This window comes from Cesiribacter andamanensis AMV16 (assembly GCF_000348925.1).
Lineage (GTDB): Bacteria > Bacteroidota > Bacteroidia > Cytophagales > Cyclobacteriaceae > Cesiribacter > Cesiribacter andamanensis.
The window spans coordinates 1-16,806 of the sequence record NZ_AODQ01000100.1; the positions used below are offsets into that span (position 1 = coordinate 1).

11 protein-coding genes are annotated in these 16,806 nt (G+C 55.9%); 5 read left to right on the top strand and 6 right to left on the bottom strand.

All coding sequences use genetic code 11. The annotated features are described in order from the left end of the window. Together ADICEAN_RS15655 and ADICEAN_RS15660 are read right to left on the bottom strand one after the other, a co-directional pair. The coding region (locus ADICEAN_RS15655; RefSeq protein ID WP_040397552.1) for a RagB/SusD family nutrient uptake outer membrane protein at positions 1–701 on the bottom strand (701 nt) is incomplete at its 3' end. A gap of 5 nt (positions 702–706) precedes the next feature. Continuing rightward, positions 707–3,826 (bottom strand): SusC/RagA family TonB-linked outer membrane protein, encoded by a 3,120-nt coding sequence (locus tag ADICEAN_RS15660; RefSeq protein WP_009196613.1) that lies wholly within the window; start codon positions 3,824–3,826, stop codon positions 707–709. Positions 3,827–4,206: 380 nt separating this feature from the next. On the opposite strand from ADICEAN_RS15660, the gene ADICEAN_RS15665 reads away from it, so the two are divergent. The 3 genes from ADICEAN_RS15665 to ADICEAN_RS15675 all read left to right on the top strand — a co-directional run bounded on the left by ADICEAN_RS15665 (position 4,207) and on the right by ADICEAN_RS15675 (position 8,825). Then, positions 4,207–7,101, top strand: a complete 2,895-nt coding sequence (locus ADICEAN_RS15665; protein WP_040397555.1) for a ligand-binding sensor domain-containing protein — start codon at positions 4,207–4,209, stop codon at positions 7,099–7,101. An 82-nt stretch (positions 7,102–7,183) separates the two neighbouring features. Further along, entirely contained in the window at positions 7,184–7,744 is a 561-nt protein-coding gene (locus ADICEAN_RS15670) for a peroxidase-related enzyme (protein ID WP_009196615.1), read from the top strand. Positions 7,745–7,868: 124 nt separating this feature from the next. Then, the gene (locus ADICEAN_RS15675; protein ID WP_040397557.1) at positions 7,869–8,825 is read left to right on the top strand and encodes an SMP-30/gluconolactonase/LRE family protein; all 957 of its coding nucleotides are present in this window, start codon (positions 7,869–7,871) and stop codon (positions 8,823–8,825) included. 197 nt (positions 8,826–9,022) lie between these two features. On the opposite strand, the gene ADICEAN_RS15680 is transcribed toward ADICEAN_RS15675, so the two are convergent. From ADICEAN_RS15680 to clpB, 4 genes are all read right to left on the bottom strand, one after another. Continuing rightward, on the bottom strand, positions 9,023–9,574 hold the full coding sequence (locus ADICEAN_RS15680) for a hypothetical protein (RefSeq protein ID WP_009196617.1): 552 nt from the start codon (positions 9,572–9,574) through the stop codon (positions 9,023–9,025). Positions 9,575–9,776: 202 nt separating this feature from the next. Further along, entirely contained in the window at positions 9,777–10,700 is a 924-nt protein-coding gene (locus ADICEAN_RS15685) for a hypothetical protein (RefSeq protein ID WP_009196618.1), read from the bottom strand. A 184-nt stretch (positions 10,701–10,884) separates the two neighbouring features. Next, on the bottom strand, positions 10,885–12,174 hold the full coding sequence (locus ADICEAN_RS15690; RefSeq protein WP_394330760.1) for a serine hydrolase domain-containing protein: 1,290 nt from the start codon (positions 12,172–12,174) through the stop codon (positions 10,885–10,887). Between the two features lie 206 nt (positions 12,175–12,380). Beyond that, on the bottom strand, positions 12,381–14,999 hold the full coding sequence (gene clpB, locus ADICEAN_RS15695) for an ATP-dependent chaperone ClpB (protein ID WP_009196620.1): 2,619 nt from the start codon (positions 14,997–14,999) through the stop codon (positions 12,381–12,383). Positions 15,000–15,639: 640 nt separating this feature from the next. Here clpB and ADICEAN_RS15700 point away from each other — a divergent pair. Beyond that, the gene (locus ADICEAN_RS15700) at positions 15,640–16,686 is read left to right on the top strand and encodes a SprB repeat-containing protein (protein ID WP_009196621.1); all 1,047 of its coding nucleotides are present in this window, start codon (positions 15,640–15,642) and stop codon (positions 16,684–16,686) included. Then, positions 16,686–16,760 carry a hypothetical protein gene (locus ADICEAN_RS23925; protein ID WP_394330761.1) on the top strand — a complete coding sequence of 25 codons (75 nt, stop codon included), beginning with the start codon at positions 16,686–16,688 and terminating at the stop codon, positions 16,758–16,760. Before ADICEAN_RS15700 ends, ADICEAN_RS23925 begins: the two co-directional genes overlap by 1 nt. The last annotated feature ends 46 nt before the right edge of the window (positions 16,761–16,806 follow it).

Here is a 16,806-nt window from a genome sequence, read left to right on the forward strand (position 1 = left end):
GTAATGACCCGGTCCAGGGCAGTGGCCGCTTCGTTAAACTCGTTCTGGTACAGGTGCGCCTTGCCCAGCAGGGCCAGGGCAGCACCCTTGGTGATTCTACCCTTTTGGGGGGCAGTCCAGCCCAGGATGCCGGCGGCATAGGTGAGGTCAGTCTCTATCTGCGCCCACACCTGCTCTACTGGGGCGCGCTCAATAGAGGCTACCTCATCGGCGCCAATGCGGCGGTCTACCACCAGGGGTACGGGGCCAAACACCTTCACCAGCTCAAAGTAATAGTAGGCGCGCAGAAAAGCCGCCTGGGCCAGTATGCGGTCTTTCCCGTCAAAGTCAATCTTATCTTTGTGCTCAAAGATGTAATTGGCGCGGGTAATGCCGGCATAGTTCCAGCGGAAAAAGCTGCGCAGCTCGTTGTTTACACCACCATGGGTCATGTTGTCGATCTGGTGCAGGCCCTCGGTATCGGTTACACTCTCGCCGCCGGCAATGGCATTGTCGGAGGCAATCTCGCCCAGCCACAGGCTCAGGTAGGAGGTTTGCAGCAGGTCATAGGCGCCTACCAGGGCCAGCTCATAATCTTCCGGAGAGTTGAAGAAGGCGTCGGCATCCTGTGCATAGGGCGGGTCGATGTCGGTAAATTCACAGCCTACCGCCAGGGTCAGGCCGGCCAGTAGTCCTAAGGAATATTTGCGTAGGGTTTTCATCTAGCTTAGAAGTTAAGGTTAACGCCAACCATTAAGGTTCTGGCCTGTGGGTAGAAACCGTAGTCAATGCCTGCCTGGGTAGGATCTCCGGAAGAGAACTCCGGATCAAAGCCCTTGTAGCCGGTAAAGGTGAAGAGGTTATTGGCCGATACATACACGCGCAGGCGCTCTACCCCTATCTCGTTGATCAGGCTCTGGGGCAGGGAGTAGCCCAGCTGCAGGTTGCGGATGCGGATAAAGGAACCATCTTCCACATAGTAGTCCGACATTACGGCATTGCGGTTTTCGGCAGTGGTTAGGCGGGGGTGCTCGTTGGTAGAGCCCTCACCCGTCCAGCGGCCCAGGCGGTAGTTCTGCAGGTTGGCCAGCGGCTGCTGACGCTCGTAGTTGCGCAGAATCTTGTTGCCCATTGAGGAGAAGATGTTGGCCGAGAGGTCGATACCGGCATAATTTACCCCCAGGTTCAGGCCCATGGTCACTTTGGGAATGGCCGAGCCCAGGAAGGTTTTGTCGGAGTTGTTGCTGAAGTTTATCACCCCGTCGCCGTCCTGATCTACATAGCGCAGGTCGCCGGGCTGAGCGCCGGGCTGGGTTACACCCCGGGCGGCAATCTCTTCCTGGCTTTGGTATACCCCATCGGTCTGGTAGCCAAAGAAGTAGCCAATGGGCTGGCCTACCTCCATGCGGGTGGCCGACATGCCGCCTACGCCAAAGGAAGCAAAGTCATAGAAATCCACACCGGCCGGCAGGGCGGTCACCTCATTCTTAATGGTGGTAAGGTTGTAACTGATGTTGAAGCCGCCATTGCGGCCCAGCTCTTCCCGGTAGCTGATCAGGAACTCGAATCCTCTGTTTCGGATGTCGCCGCCGTTTACGAAAGGCGGTGCACCACCGGCGCCATAGCCGCCCAGCACGCCCGATACATCAGGCTGAAAGAGCAGGTCTTTGGTGGCTTTGATAAAGTAGTCGGTGCTTACATCCAGCTTGCCCTTCAGCAGGGTAAGGTCTACCCCTATGTTAAACTGGCTGTTTTGCTCCCAGCGCAGGTCGGGGTTGCCCAGTGTACCCACCGCACGACCGGTTACCAGGTTGTCGTTAAAGACATAGACCCCTTCGCCATTGAGCAGTGCCCGGTAGCGGAACTGGCCAATCTTATCGTTGCCCAGTACCCCGTAGCTGGCGCGCAGCTTCATAAAGTTAATGAACTGAGGTGTAAAGAAGGCCTCATCCGAGATTACCCAGGCCGCAGAAGCTGCCGGGAAGTAGCCAAAGCGGTTGTTCTTGCCAAAGTTGGAGGAACCATCGCGGCGTAGCAGGGCAGATAGGATATACTTCTCTTTAAAGGAATACTCGGCCCGGCCGAAGACCGACTGCAGGCGCGACTGTGATTGCCAGGAAGAAGAGGTATTCAGCAGATTGGCGCCTTCGGCTGCTGAAATATCGGCGTAGTCCCAGGAGTTATAGGGCACGTTAAAGGCCGTGCCGGTCATGCTTTCGCCCTTCACTTCCAGAAACGATACCCCCAGGGTAGTCCGTAGGGCATGATTGGTATTAAAGGTCTGGTTGTAGTTCAGGAAGGCCTCCAGGTTGTAATCGAAAAAGCGCTGCTCGGTTTCGCTTACGTTGTTGTGGCGCGGTATGGTGTAGCGAATCGCCTGCCCGTCTGGCGTGGTATAGCTAAAGAGGGTAAGCGAATCGGGAATCAGGCTGGGGCTGGAGGTAGAGTTCTGCGCCTTGCCGGGCCCGTAATGCACCAGGGGGTTAAACACCTTGCCTGCTACGGTAGCATAGCTGTAGCTGGCCCGGGCCGTAAGCTTGAAGCGATCGTCAAAATCGTAGCTGAACTCCTGCTTGCCTACCAGTTTGTTGGCCCGGCCTTCATTAAAGGTATTGGCCATCTGGGCCACGGGGTTGATCAGGTCATTGAAGGTAAGCAGGTAGGTGTAGTCTCCATTTTCCTGCCGAACCGGATCCAGGGGCGAGGCATTGATGGTATTATACAGGACCGAGCCAATGCCGTTCTCCGGCAGGGTCTTTCTTTTTTCGCTGGAGATCAGGAATACGTTTTCCAGGTTCAGGCGCGGCGCCAGTTCTGTGGTAAAGTTAATGCGGGCATTGTAGCGGCTGAATGAAGATTTATCGCCGCCGATGATGCCTTCCTGATCCAGATACGAACTGCCTATGGAGTAGGTGCTCTTATCGGTACCGCCGCTCATGCCAAAATTGTAGTTGCGGATGGGCGCATCCTGAAAAACCTGATCCTGCCAGTCGGTGCCCTGGCCCAGGTTGGCATTGGGATAGGGAAGGTTTTGGCCGCCAGCCGCAAAGGCTTCATTTTTCAGCACGGCAAATTCCTGTGCATTCAGCAGGTTCAGGCGGCGGGCGGTGCTTTGAGTACCGGTATAGCCATCAAAGCTGAAAACCGGCTTGGCATTTTTAAGGCCTTTTTTGGTGGTGATCAGCACCACCCCATTGGCCGCCCGCACCCCATAGATACCGGCCGTAGCATCTTTCAGTACGTTTACCGATTCAATATCGGCCGGGTTAAGGGCATTGAGGCCTTCGGTAGAATAGGGAATTCCGTCTACCAGAATCAGGGGATCGTTGTTGCCATTGGTGGTAATACCGCGGATGCGGATATTGGCAGCGCCGCCCGGAGAGCCGGAGGCTGTGCTGATGTTTACGCCGGCTACCTGCCCCTGCAGAGCCTGCTCCAGCCGCACAGGGTTTAGGCCCTTGATGGCTTCTTCGTTTACAATGGATACGGCCCCAGTCAGCTCTTTTTTGGTGGTGGCGCCATAGCCGATCACCACCAGCTCGGAGAGGGTCTCCACATCCGGCGCCATGGAAATGTTAATGGTGCTGCGGTTGGCTACCGGCACAGTTTCCTGCAGATAGCCAATGTAGGAGAAGATAAGGGTATCGGTGCCGCCAGCCTGCACGCTGTAGGCTCCGTCCAGGTTTGTAATGCCTCCGCGGGTAGTGCCTTTTACCCGGATGCTTACCCCGGGCAGGGGCTCACCGGACATGTCATCGGTAACCCGCCCGCTTACGGATTGAGCATGAACCTGCAATGCAGCGCCCACCCCAATCAAAAGGAGAATAAGACGTAGATAAAACTTCATACTGTATAGTGGATTTAGCAAGATGGTGAACTGGTTGAGGGTGTACCGGCAAGGTTTGCGGCAGCCTATCTGTGGCCCAAGGAGATAAAGGGGGGACAGGGCAGAAAACGTTTGCGCGATCCAGTGCAATAACCAAACTCCACTAATCCATCACAACTATTTAGCTACATCACCACTACATCAATCCCCTAAATAGCACTACATCATTACTACATCAAACCCCCTTAAAAAATCTAAAAAGTGGGCTCCAGACTCACTATTCGCCAATTTTAACGAATAGAGGCTCTACTACTATTTTTTAGGAAGTATTTCGTTGGCATGCTTTCTTGCCGTATCTTAGAAGAGAATCGAAACAGCCCCCGGATCTACCCGGCATGCGTATGAAGAAGAACCTTTCCCTGCCCCTCTCCCTGCTTGTGATGCTTGTAGTGGGGATGTGGTTATGCCAGCCGGCAACAGCCCAGCGGGGTATACCGCTGATCCGTAACTTTGGCACCGCCGAGTACGGTGCAGGTATCCAGAACTGGCAGATGGCCCAGGACTCACGAGGCATCCTCTACGTTGCCAACAACTTTGGCCTGCTGGAGTACGATGGCACGCAGTGGCGCATGTACGGCTCGCCCAGCGGCACCAAGCTGCGCTGCCTGGCCATTGCGCCCGATGATAAGATCTACATTGGCAGCCAGGGCGATTTTGGCTACTTTGCCCCTGATGCCGCCGGCAGCCTGCAGTATACCTCCCTGGCCAGCCAGCTGCCGGCCGATAAGCGCAATTTTGATGAGACCTGGCGCATCTTTCAGGACCGCAATACGCTCTACGTCTGCACCTTTCGCTACATTTTTATCTACAAAGACCAGCAGCTGCACAGCATCCTTGATCCGGCTGCCCCGCTGGAACCTTCCTTTTATGTAAATCACCGCCTGTATACGGTTGTAAAGGGCCAGGGCCTGATGCAGTACAAGGCCGGCAGCCTGGAGCTGCTGCCCGATGGCGAAAAACTGGCCCACAGTAGCATCTCGGGCATAGTGCCCTACAACCAGCAACAGCTGCTCATTACCACCTTTCGGGATGGGGTGTTTCTCTACGATGGCCAGCGCCTGGAGCCCTGGCAGGCACCGGTGGCCCCCCTGCTGGAACAGGCCATCATCAATGGCGCCCTGCTCCTCAAAAACGGTCACTATGCCTTTGGCACCCAAACCGAAGGCCTGTTGATCACCGACCAGAACGGACACATCCGCTACCAGCTTACCAAAGACCGGGGCTTTACCAACCGCACCGTGCTGAGCCTGTACCAGGATGCCAACGGCAACCTCTGGGCGGGCATGAACAACGGCCTTTCTTTTGTAGAGCTAAGCTCCCCCTTTCGGCTGCTCAACGAGCAAAGCGGCCTGCCCGGCACCGGCTATACCGGCCTGCTGCGGCAGGATACGCTCTACCTGGGTACCAACAACGGCCTGTACCGCCTGTGGGGCCGGCAGACCGCCCCAGAGCTGGTGCCCGGCAGCCGGGGGCAGGTTTACAGCCTGGCCCAATGGGGCCCGGAGGTGCTGATGGGCCATCATGTGGGGCCCTTTCGGGTTGGCAGGCAGAGAGCCGAACCCATCGGGAACCTTACCGGGCTGTGGATGTACCTGCCTCTGAAGCAAAATCCCCGCCGGGCCATCGGGGGCACTTACAATGGGCTGGCCCTATTTGAACAGCCGGCCCAAGGAGGTAGCTGGCGATTTAAAAAGCAGCTGAAGGGCTTTGAGGAATCGGCCCGGGTGATGGAGCAGGCCGCCGATGGCAGCATCTGGATGACGCACGGCTATAAGGGGGCCTACAACATCCGCCTGTCGTCGCAGGGCGATAGCATCCTGCAGGTGAAGCACTACCACCAGGCGCATGGCTTTCCGTCCAACATCCTGATCAATGTATTCCGGATTGAGAACGACCTGCTGTTTACGGCCGAAACAGGGGTATACCGCTACCAGCCCGCCACCGACCGCTTTGTGCTGGATGAAGCGTTTACCCGCCTGCTGGGCCCGGATAACCACATCCAGATCATGCAGGACGATGCCTTTGGCAACATTTACTTCATTGGGGATAAAGAGATAGGCGTACTGCGCAAAGACCCGCTAAAGGGATACATCAAAGAAACGGCCCTTTTCAACCGCCTGCAGGGCCTGCTGAACGACGACCTTGAAAGCCTGAGCGTGCTGGAAGACCATACCCTGCTGCTGGGCGCCAAAGAAGGATTTGTGCATTACAACCCCTTTGTTCCCCAGAATGAGAAACCGCTCTTTGTTACACTCCTGCGCAGCGTGCGCCTGAGCACCCAGGCCGATTCCCTGCTCTACGGGGGGCATGGCAAGGCGCAGGCTACGGCCCCTGCCCTGCCCTTTGAGGCCAACTCGCTTAAGTTTGCCTTTGCCAGCACGGCCTATGAGGCGCTGAGCAAACCCCGCTACCAGTTTTACCTGGAGCCTTACGAAAAAAGCTGGAGTCCCTGGACCCTGCAAAGCGAAAAGGAGTACACCAACCTGCCCGAGGGCGAGTACACCTTTCATGTACGCAGCCAGAACAGCCTGGGCCAGCAAAGTGCCGAGGTAACCTACCGCTTCAGCATACGCCCCCCCTGGTACCGCACCGCCTGGGCCTACTCGGCCTATGTGTTTATGGCCAGTGTGCTGCTGCTGCTGGTGCTGCAGGTGCAGCACCGCCGCCACAAGCGCGAGAAAGACCATATTGTGCGGCGGCAAGAAGAAGAGCTAAGCCTGCGCGATACACAGCTGGAGGAAGTATCACGCAAATCAGAAGAAGAGATCAACCGCCTGCGCAATGAAAAGCTGCAGGCCGAGCTGGAGCATAAGAACCGGGAGCTGGCTACCCAAACAATGCTGATCCTGAGCAAGAATGAATTTATCTCCGAGATCAAGGATAACCTGAGCTCTATCAGCAAAAAATCAAAGAACCGGGAGCTCATGCAGGAGCTGCAGAAAATTACCCGCACCATTGAGCATACTATTAATGGGGAGGATGACTGGGAGCATTTTCAGTACCATTTTGATCAGGTACATGGCGATTTTTCAAACCGGCTCCGCAGCGCCTACCCCCTGCTAAGCCCGCAGGAGGTGAAATTGTGCACCTACCTGCGCCTGAACCTGAGCACCAAAGAAATAGCCCAGCTGCTGAGCATCTCGGTGCGGGGGGTAGAAATTAGCCGCTACCGCCTGCGTAAAAAGCTGGGCCTGCAGCGCGAAGAGAACCTCACCGATTTTATGCTGAATTTTTAGCAAAAAGGGGCAACAAAGCAGCCACTAAAAAAGTAATAGGAATGCTGCCCGAAGCTGCTATTTTGCCGTATACTTTTTGCACATGCCCCATATCAAAACCATTGGTCCTGATGAGGCCACCGGACAGCTGAAGGAAATCTACGACCAGCTGCTGCAAAGCCGCGGCAAACTGGCCGGAGTACATCAGATCCAGAGCCTGAATCCGCCCAGCCTGCTGCATCACATGGAGCTCTACATGAGCCTTATGTTTGCTCAATCGCCCCTGCAGCGCTACCAGCGCGAGATGATGGCCGTGGTAGTAAGCGCCACCAACCGCTGTGCCTACTGCGCCGCCCACCATGGAGCCGCCCTGCAGCACTACTGGAAAGATGAGCGGAAGATTGCCCAGCTGCAGCGCGATTACACCCAGCTGGACTTGGGCGACACCGATCTGCTGCTCTGCCAGCTGGCCGAAGCCCTTACACTGGCGCCCGAGAGCATTACACCCGATGAGCACCTGCAGCCCCTGCGGGAAACCGGACTGGACGACCGGGCACTGCTGGATGCTACCCTGGTGATCTCGTACTTTAATTTTGTGAATCGCCTGGTGCTTGGCCTGGGGGTAGCCCTGGAAGAAGACAAGGGCGAAGGATACTTGTACTAAGAGCGTTCGTTCAGCCGGCGGGCTGTTACCCCTCCTTTTCCTGATGGAGTAAAGGGTATAGCGCCCTACACAGACCGCGCCTGACTTGCGCAGGATATCAAACTTTCTCTCAACCTGTAGCACTATGAGACCCTTTTTGCTCCTTTTTCTCTTCTGGCTGCCCATGGGCTGTGTGGGCCAGAAGTACCCTACGCTGCGAAAAGCCTTTGAAATAAAAGAAAAAGACCTTATTCCCGAGGGCATTGCCTATGATGCCCAAACGGACCAGTTCTTTGTAGGCAGCATCAATAAAAAGAAGATTCTCCAGCTATCGGCCAGGGGCAAGGCAGAGGAGTTTAGTAACAGCGGCAGCTGGGGCGATTTTGGCTATCTGGGCCTGCACATTGATGCCGGGCGCCGCCTGCTGTGGGCCTGCCGTTACCAGCCCAACACCAATACCGATAGTGCCGGCTGGGGTAGCCTCTACAAGATAAGCCTGGACACCGGCCGGCCGCTTAAGAAATACTACCTGCCCAAGACCGAAGAGGTAAGCCACCTGTTCAACGACCTGCAACTGATAGGCGATGAACTGTACCTGACCGATTCCGAGGCCGGTGCCCTGCTCTGGCTCAACTCGGCCACCGACTCGCTGGAGTACCTGCTGCCGCCCGGCACCTTTGTGTACCCCAATGGCATTACGCCCTCGCCCGATGGGCAGGCGCTGGTAGTAGCCACCGCCGGCGGGCTCTACCGGGTGAACTATAGCAGCAAAGAAGCTACCCCCATTGAAACACCCGATTATTACATCATTGGTGTGGATGGGCTGTATACCCATGGCGGGGCGCTCATTGGGCTGCAAAGCGTATTTATGCCGGAAACCATCAGCAAATTCACCCTGGATGGCAGCGGAAAAGTAGTGGAGAAGATTCAGGTACTGGCCAATAACCATCCGGATTTTGACAAGATCACCACCGGTGCCATTCGCAGAGGCTGGCTGTATTTTATTGCCAACAGCTTTGTCTCGGAGCTGGACGAAGAGGGGCAGGTAAAGAACGAGGAAAAGCTCAAAAACCTGCTGGTATACCGCCTGAAGCTGGAGTGAGACGGCATCCTCAGGCGTATATGACTGCAGGAAAGAGAAACATGAGTTATCCCGAATTGTAGAGAACACTTATTTTTAATAAAACGGCCCCTGAAATTATTCAGAGGCCGTTTTTTGTTTCAAATTTCATCCTTTCAAAATTCGGGATGAATTGCCTTTGCCTTCAAGGAAAGTTTTTGGCTACAAAAGAGAGTACATTACTCACCCTCTCCCGTACCCATGCCTTCCTGTTCCATTTTCTGCTGCAGAATGCTGTTTACTTTTTCCTGCACCTCGGGGCTTTGCTGGTAGGCCAGTACAATCCGCTCATACTTCTCAAGGCCCAGCTCTTCTTCGATCACCTCCTGCATCTGTAGCTGGGCATCCTGCTGAACGCTCATGATCTTCTGGGCGGCATTGTTAAAGGAAGCCATTTCTTCAGCAGAGGCACCGATCTGCTCGGCGCTTTGCTGGTTCTGGCGTGCCTGCAGGATCTCGTTGAAGCGCTCCAAGGCCAGGTTTTCTTCTTCAATGGCCTGCATCATGGCCATTTCGATCTCCTGTTGCATTTCTACAACCTGTACATATACATCAACAAAGGTTACCAGATCAGCATCTGAGATGGTTTCATTGATTTCCTGATTCGGCTGCGGTGGCTGGCTCGGCTGCTGAGGCACCTGGGCAAAAGCAGCAAACGACAGGAACATGCTAAGACTAAGTAAGAGTGTTACTTTCATCCCCACCGACTTTCCAACATGTAGATTCTTCATCTTGCGTATATTAAAATTAAAAAGTGGCTTACTATACTTCTTTTATAGGAGCATAGTAGAAGCTTATTCGTTTTCAGGCACAAAAAGTTAATGCTTTATGAGATAGGTGCTAGATATACTTGATATAAAGCAAAAAGCACCCCTCTTTTCTCCTGCCCGAAGCAGGAATAGAAATGCTCAACCAGTGTAGTAGGACTAGCGGCTAGCGGATGGGAAAGAAGCCGCCATAGGTCTCCTCACAGCTAATGTAAGAGCGGGTGGCGTAATGATGGGCCTCCTTCTCGCTAAAGCGACTCAGGTAGCAGCCTTCCTGCCGGCCAAAGAGGCGCATGGGTTTCTGCACCAGCGTATTGGCATCCAGGTACACAAAGCGGCCCAGGGTCTTGTACCAGCCTAAGTGTTTTTTGAGGGAGGCATCGGGTTTGTGCAGGTAGGCGTTGATCCAGACACCGCTTTCATATTGCAGGCCGTGCACTACCTCGTGCGCCACCACCTCATGGTACATGTACTCACTGTAATAGGGCGTGCCAACGCCTATGGCCATGGAGAGCGAGCGGCCATACACCCCCTGGTCCAGCAGCTCCTGGGACGTAAACTGATAATAGAGGTAGCCTGTATGCAGCGAGCGCCTCAGGTCCAGATGCCCGTAGTTGGTAAACTTTACGGCTCCATAGACGGCGGTAGGGAGCAGCCGCATCAGAAACTGCTTTTCCTTCAGGTCATAGTCGGCCCGAACCAGCCAAAGGTTAAGGTGCAGCTGGTCCAGCATGCCCCTGTTGGTGGCCGCATTTTGCACAATGGAACTGCCCAGCGCATTGGTAAGGCGGGCAGGCCAGGCCCAGCCCAGCTTTTCGTGCCGATCAATGCGGTGGGCCGCAGCTTTGGCCTGGTGGATCAGCAGCCCTCCGGCGGCTCCCTTGCCCAGACCCTTGAGAAAAGCATTGCCGGCGGTTTGCCCCGGCTTTTTGTTGATGGCTGCCCCTATGCCCCCCATCAGGGCATTCAGCCCTACATTATAGGCGGCAAACTCCAGGCGCTGCTCCCGGTAGGATTGCCCATGGGTATAGGCCGGCATGCAAAGCAGGCTGGCGAGCAGCGCAAAATAGGGTAGTTTTTTTCTGATCATGGAAAGAGTCGCCGGGCTGACCGAAGGGCCTGCCTGCCTCTAAGATAGGGAAGTAGGCCGAATTTTCCCGCACATCCCGCCATCGGCCACTACAGGGACACACGTTCTTTACCGTTTGTTGCCAGAGTGCAGCAGTTTTTTTTCTCCCGGGAGGGGCGGCAGGCTAACCACAGCACCACCCCCTTTAGGGCTGCAGGCTCTGCAGCACACGGGCAATAAGGCCATCCAATGCACTGTTCTCAATCCAACGGGCTACAATGATCAGGTCGTTTTCCCGATCGACATACACCATGTTGGTGCCGGCCCCCAGGTGGGCAAAGGCGCTTTCGGGGGCGCTGGGGAATTGTTTTTTATCCGTATTCAGAAAATAGTTCATGACCCCATAGCCGGTATTGGCGGAGGTAGGGGTTAGGGCATGGGCCATCCAGGCCTCGGACAGGAGCTGCTGCTCCTTCCAGCGGCCGCGGCGCAGCGTCAGGTAGCCAAAGCGGGCCTGGTCCAGGGCGCTGATGAACATACCCCCGCCCCAGTGGGCGCCACCACTCACCACCTGCACAGGCTGCCCGTCCAGCACGATCCAGGAATTTTCATAGCCCAGCCAACGCCAGCTGCCGGAGGCGCCGATGGGGTCCATCACTTTTTCCTTTAGCACCAGGGGCAGGGGCCGGCGCCACAGGTTGGTGGCGGCCAGGGCCAGTACGTTTACCCGCACATCGTTGTATTTGTACACACTGCCCGGCTCGTTGCGGGGGCGGGTGCGCCAGCTTGTTGCCTCCCCCTGGGGGCGGTCGGCCCAATCGGGCTTTCCCCAGAGGGTACCCTCCCAGTCGCTGGTCTGGCGCAGCAGGTGGTCCCAGGTAATTTTCTGGTTATGGGGGCTGGCAAAGGGTTCCAGCACCTCCGGCTGGTCCAGCAGATCGGCCTTGTTGACGGCAGGAGCCAGCGTATAGGGAATGATGGGAGCCATATAGGGGTGCACCCTATCTTCGAGCCGGCGAATGAGCCCCTGCTGCCAGGCCAGGCCTACTACGGTAGAAAGAAAGCTTTTGCTGACGCTGTAGGTCAGGTTCACTTCTTCGGGATTGCCCCATTCAGCAACAATATACCCTCCTTTAATGATGAGGCCGGTAGGTTCACCTCTGTCCTTAAAGGGGCCTATGGCATCCCCAAAGGGTTCCTTGCCAAAGCCCTGATAATGGGCCTCCCGCAGATTGCGGGGCGCTTTGGCTTCATTTTCCTGAGCAAAACGGATTGCTTCCTGCAGCCGGGCAGCATTCAGGCCCTGTGATTCCGGCGTTCTTTTCTCCCAATTACCAGCCTCGGGATAATAGGGGGTGGCGGGCCGTTTGCGCTGGGCAGACGCCTCTGGCTGTACTGTCAGACAAAGAAGGAGACCGATGTATAGGGTCCAGTTCCTGTAGGGGAGATCCCGAACTATTGCCGCTATCCGAAAGGGGCTAGCCTTATCAGCCAACCACCCCTGTGCCCCTCCCAAGAGGGGAATCTCGTTTTGCGTAAAAATTGTAGCCCTTTTAGGAAAGGGTCTTTAGGCGGAGTATCAGTACAATTCATGAAGCGGCATTTTAAAACGTCAAGATAAGGAAAATGAAAGGCGATCAAAATAAAACCCCCGGCCCTCTACAGGCACCGGGGGTTTGCTATTCACTATCAGTCGTTCGCTTACTTGCTGTCGATCTCCACCTCGTTGAGGTTCAGGAACTCGATCTGGCGCTGATCGTTCAGGGTGATACCGATCACATCTTCCTTGTTGATGCGGCCGGCCAGAATCTCCTTGCTCAGGGGGTTGAGGATCTCCCGCTGCATCACGCGCTTGAGCGGACGGGCGCCATAGGTGGGGTCGAAGCCCACCTCGCCCAGGAAGTCCAGCACATCGTCGGTGGCTTCGATCTTCACCCCGTTCTCTTCCAGTCGCTTCTGGATCAGCCCAAACTGGATGTCGACGATCTGGCGGATCACCCCCTTATCCAGCGGGCGGAACATGATCACCTCATCAATACGGTTGAGAAACTCAGGGCGTACCTGCTTGCGCAGCTGCTCCATGACCTCATTCTTGGTATCTTCCACCACCTCATCCTCATTAAAGGGATTCAGGTGCTTGAAGCGCTCCTGGATCAGGTGCGAGCCAATGTTGGTGGTCATGATCACAATGGTGTTCTTGAAGTTGGCTACCCGCCCTTTATTATCGGTCAGGCGGCCATCGTCCAGCACCTGCAGCAGAATGTTGAACACATCCGGGTGCGCTTTTTCGATCTCGTCCAGCAGCACTACGCTATAGGGCTTGCGGCGCACGGCTTCGGTAAGCTGGCCCCCTTCATCATAGCCCACATAGCCGGGAGGCGCCCCCACCAGGCGGCTTACGGCGTGGCGCTCCTGGTACTCGCTCATGTCGATGCGCACCATGGCGCTATCGTCATTAAAGAGGTATTCGGCCAGGGCCTTGGCCAGCTCAGTCTTGCCCACCCCGGTAGTTCCCAGGAAGATAAACGAACCGATGGGCCGCTTGGGGTCCTGTAGACCGGCCCGGCTGCGGCGCACGGCATCGGAAAGGGCCCCAATGGCTTCCTTCTGACCGGCTACGCGCTTGCCCAGCTCTTCTTCCAGGTGCAGCAGTTTTTCGCGCTCGCTCTGCAGCATTTTGCTTACGGGTATACCCGTCCAGCGCGCTACTACCTCGGCAATGTCTTCGGCATCTACCTCTTCTTTGATGAGGCTGTTGCCCTGGTTGAGCTCGTTTACCTTGGCCTGCAGCTGGTTTAGCCGCTCTTCGGCTTCGCGGATGCGGCCGTAGCGGATCTCGGCCACCAGTCCGTAATCGCCGGCACGCTCGGCCTGCTCGGCCTCCAGCTTAAAGTGCTCAATGTCTTCCTTGGCCTGGCGAATGCCCTGCACTACTTCTTTTTCGCTCTCCCATTTAGCCTTGAGGGCTGAGCGCTTTTCATTGAGCTCGGCAATATCGCGGGTCAGCTGGGTTTCTTTATCAATGTCCTTTTCCCGGCGAATGGCTTCGCGCTCAATTTCCAGCTGCATAATGCGGCGGTTGAGCTCGTCCAGCTCCTCGGGCATGGAGTCGATCTCCAGGCGCAGCTTGGCGGCGGCCTCGTCCATCAGGTCAATGGCCTTGTCGGGCAGAAAGCGCTCGGTAATGTAGCGCTGGCTCAGCTCTACAGAGGCAATGACGGCATCGTCCTTGATGCGCACCCCATGGTGCAGCTCATACTTATCTTTGATCCCCCGCAGGATGGAGATGGCATCCGGCACGGAGGGCTCATCCACCATTACGGACTGGAAGCGGCGCTCCAGGGCTTTGTCTTTCTCCACATGCTTCTGGTACTCCTTGAGGGTGGTGGCGCCAATGGTATGCAGCTCGCCGCGGGCCAGGGCAGGCTTCAGCAGGTTGGCGGCATCCATAGCCCCCTCGCCCCCGCCGGCCCCAATGAGGGTATGCATTTCATCGATAAAGAGAATGATCTCGCCGGCGCTGTCCTGCACTTCTTTGATCACCGCTTTGAGGCGCTCTTCAAACTCGCCTTTGTATTTGGCCCCGGCCACCAGCAGACCCATATCCAGGGCTACAATCTGCTTGCTCTTGAGGTTTTCGGGTACATCGCCCTGCACAATGCGCTGGGCCAGGCCCTCCACAATGGCCGTTTTGCCCACGCCGGGCTCACCCAGCAGAATGGGGTTGTTCTTGGTGCGGCGGCTCAGGATCTGCAGCACCCGGCGTATTTCCTCATCCCGGCCAATCACCGGGTCGATCTTGCCCTGCTTGGCCATTTCGTTGAGGTTGTTGGAGTAGCGCTCCAGCGATTTGTACTTGGCCTCGGCATTGGGGTCGCTCACCTTGCTGCCGCCACGCAGTTCTTTGATGGCGGCCTTCAGGTCCTTATCGCTTACCCCCTGCTCTTTGAGAATTTTGCCGGCACGGTCGCCGGAGTCCAGGATGCCCAGGATCAGGTGTTCGATGGCAATAAATTCATCGCCAAAGCTTTTCAACTGGTCCTCGGCCTTGCGCAGGGCAGCGGCCGAAGCATTGGATAGGTAGGGCTGCGAACCGCTTACTTTAGGATAGCCCTTGATGAGCTCATCAAGGGCATTATCGAGCTGAAGGCGGTTTACGTTCAGCTTTTTCAGCAGGTAGGGCACCACGTTCTCATCCACCGTCAGGAGGGCTTTAAGCAGGTGGCCCGGCTCGATGGCCTGCTGCTGGTTGCCAACCGCAATCTCGCCGGATTTCTGGATGGCTTCCTGTGCTTTAATGGTATATTTTTCGAAGTTCATATGCACTGCTTGTTAGTATCAGCACTCTATCAAAACCTGCACCAGCTCTTTTGTTTCCAGCAAACTCAGCCATAATGGCATTTTTTAGCGAATTTTTAGCCCTATTCAAGACAAAATGTCTCTATTTTCCTGCTTTCACTTCATCCCTCTCTGGCAAATAAGCCTCTTTGCAAACAATGTATGACCATCGGTTACCCCCTAAAAGGGCCGCCTTTTACAGAAAAACCTACCTGCGTAAGCACATCGGGCTTTTCCAACCCTTAAAGTAAAGCTTTAAGTAGAAAAAGGGGCTCTCAATCTGCATAGAGGCATTTTTGGTTCGGCAGGATCCTCTCCTACATCCAAATAGTGCTATAGCCGCTTGTAGGATGGGCCCGATAACAAACTGGATTTTAAGCCCTTTAAGTGAAGCTCCGTACCCGCAAAGTTAAATTTTGATGTGCTAAGCCAATTTTTAGGTGCCCTGGCCCTACCAAACCTTACACTGACCGTTCAAGCCTGCTCTGCCTGCAGCTCAACCCAAATTTCGGGGTCTGCGTCTTTTTGTAAAACTTGGAACCGGATAGTCATGCCTCTATGGGCCGCCTTTTGGCAGCTCCCGGGCCGCTAGCCTACTCAACCACCTAACCTATTCCTCTATATGAGAAGATTGCTACTCCACTTCTGCCTTCCAGTAGTGCTGCTCCTGGCAGCCACCGGAGCAGGATTCGCCCAGCAGGCTTCTGCAAGTCTTGAGTGTTGTGCCGACCAGCCCATCTGTGCCGGCGAAACGGCCAGCCTGTTTGTAGCACTGGAGGGGCAAGCCCCCTTCACCTTTCGGTATACCGACGGAACTACTACTCAGACCGTTAGCACTTCGGCTACCTTGTATGAACTAAAAGTAGCCCCTGAACGCACCCAAAAATACTCGCTGGTGAGCATGCAGGATGCTGCCGGCAGCGGCACCACCTGCGGCAGCGCTACCATTGCCGTAAACCAGTGCCAGCCCCCCGCCTCCGGCAAAAACTGCGCTGCATCCTGCTTCAGCAGCAGCATTATCAGCCAAAGCAGCAGCGGCAGCTGTACTACCTATACCGTACAGGTAAACAATGACGGCAGCTGCTCCTCCGCTCTGTCGCATTTCAATATTTCAATCCCCTGCGGCACCATTACCCAGGCCAGCAACTCCAAGGGCTGGCCTATGGAGATTGGCACCACCGACCCTACCACCGGTATCACCGGCCTTAAGGTAGATAACATCAAAGGATTTGGCGAAGAGGGAAAGGCCGGCAGCTTTACCGTAACCTACACCATCTGCGCCAGCAGCTGCAGCACGGCAGATCCCTATTGTGGTTTTCTGGTCGCCTACAAGGCCGGCCAGTGTGTGAACTACGGCACGGCCACCCCTCCCTATACCCCCATGAGTGGCAGCCTGGCCACTACCAACCCGGCCTGCTTTGGCCAGGCCTCGGGCAGCATCACATCCAGCCTTAGCGGTGGCCAGGCCCCCTACAGCTACCAGTGGAGCACCGGCGCTACCAGCCAGGACCTGACCAATGTAGCGGCCGGCACCTACACCCTCACCATTACCGATGGCGCAGGCAAGCAACTAGCGCTGAGCGCCACCCTTACCCAACCCCAGGCCCCAGCCTGCAGGCCACTGCTACTGCCACCCGCTGCGGCCAGGCCAATGGCAGCCTGGACCTGATGGTAGCCGGCGGCACAGCCCCCTATAGCTATGCCTGGAATACCGGTGCCAACACGCAAGACCTTGCCGCCTGAGCGCCGGCACCTACTCGGTAACGGTAACAGATGCCCGTGGCTGCAT

Coding starts and splice junctions, on each gene's coding strand:
- ADICEAN_RS15660 (WP_009196613.1), bottom strand. CDS start 3,826: ATGAAGTTTTATCTACGTCTTATTCTCCTTTTGATTGGGGTGGGCGCT.
- ADICEAN_RS15665 (WP_040397555.1), top strand. CDS start 4,207: ATGAAGAAGAACCTTTCCCTGCCCCTCTCCCTGCTTGTGATGCTTGTA.
- ADICEAN_RS15670 (WP_009196615.1), top strand. CDS start 7,184: ATGCCCCATATCAAAACCATTGGTCCTGATGAGGCCACCGGACAGCTG.
- ADICEAN_RS15675 (WP_040397557.1), top strand. CDS start 7,869: ATGAGACCCTTTTTGCTCCTTTTTCTCTTCTGGCTGCCCATGGGCTGT.
- ADICEAN_RS15680 (WP_009196617.1), bottom strand. CDS start 9,574: ATGAAGAATCTACATGTTGGAAAGTCGGTGGGGATGAAAGTAACACTC.
- ADICEAN_RS15685 (WP_009196618.1), bottom strand. CDS start 10,700: ATGATCAGAAAAAAACTACCCTATTTTGCGCTGCTCGCCAGCCTGCTT.
- clpB (WP_009196620.1), bottom strand. CDS start 14,999: ATGAACTTCGAAAAATATACCATTAAAGCACAGGAAGCCATCCAGAAA.
- ADICEAN_RS15700 (WP_009196621.1), top strand. CDS start 15,640: ATGAGAAGATTGCTACTCCACTTCTGCCTTCCAGTAGTGCTGCTCCTG.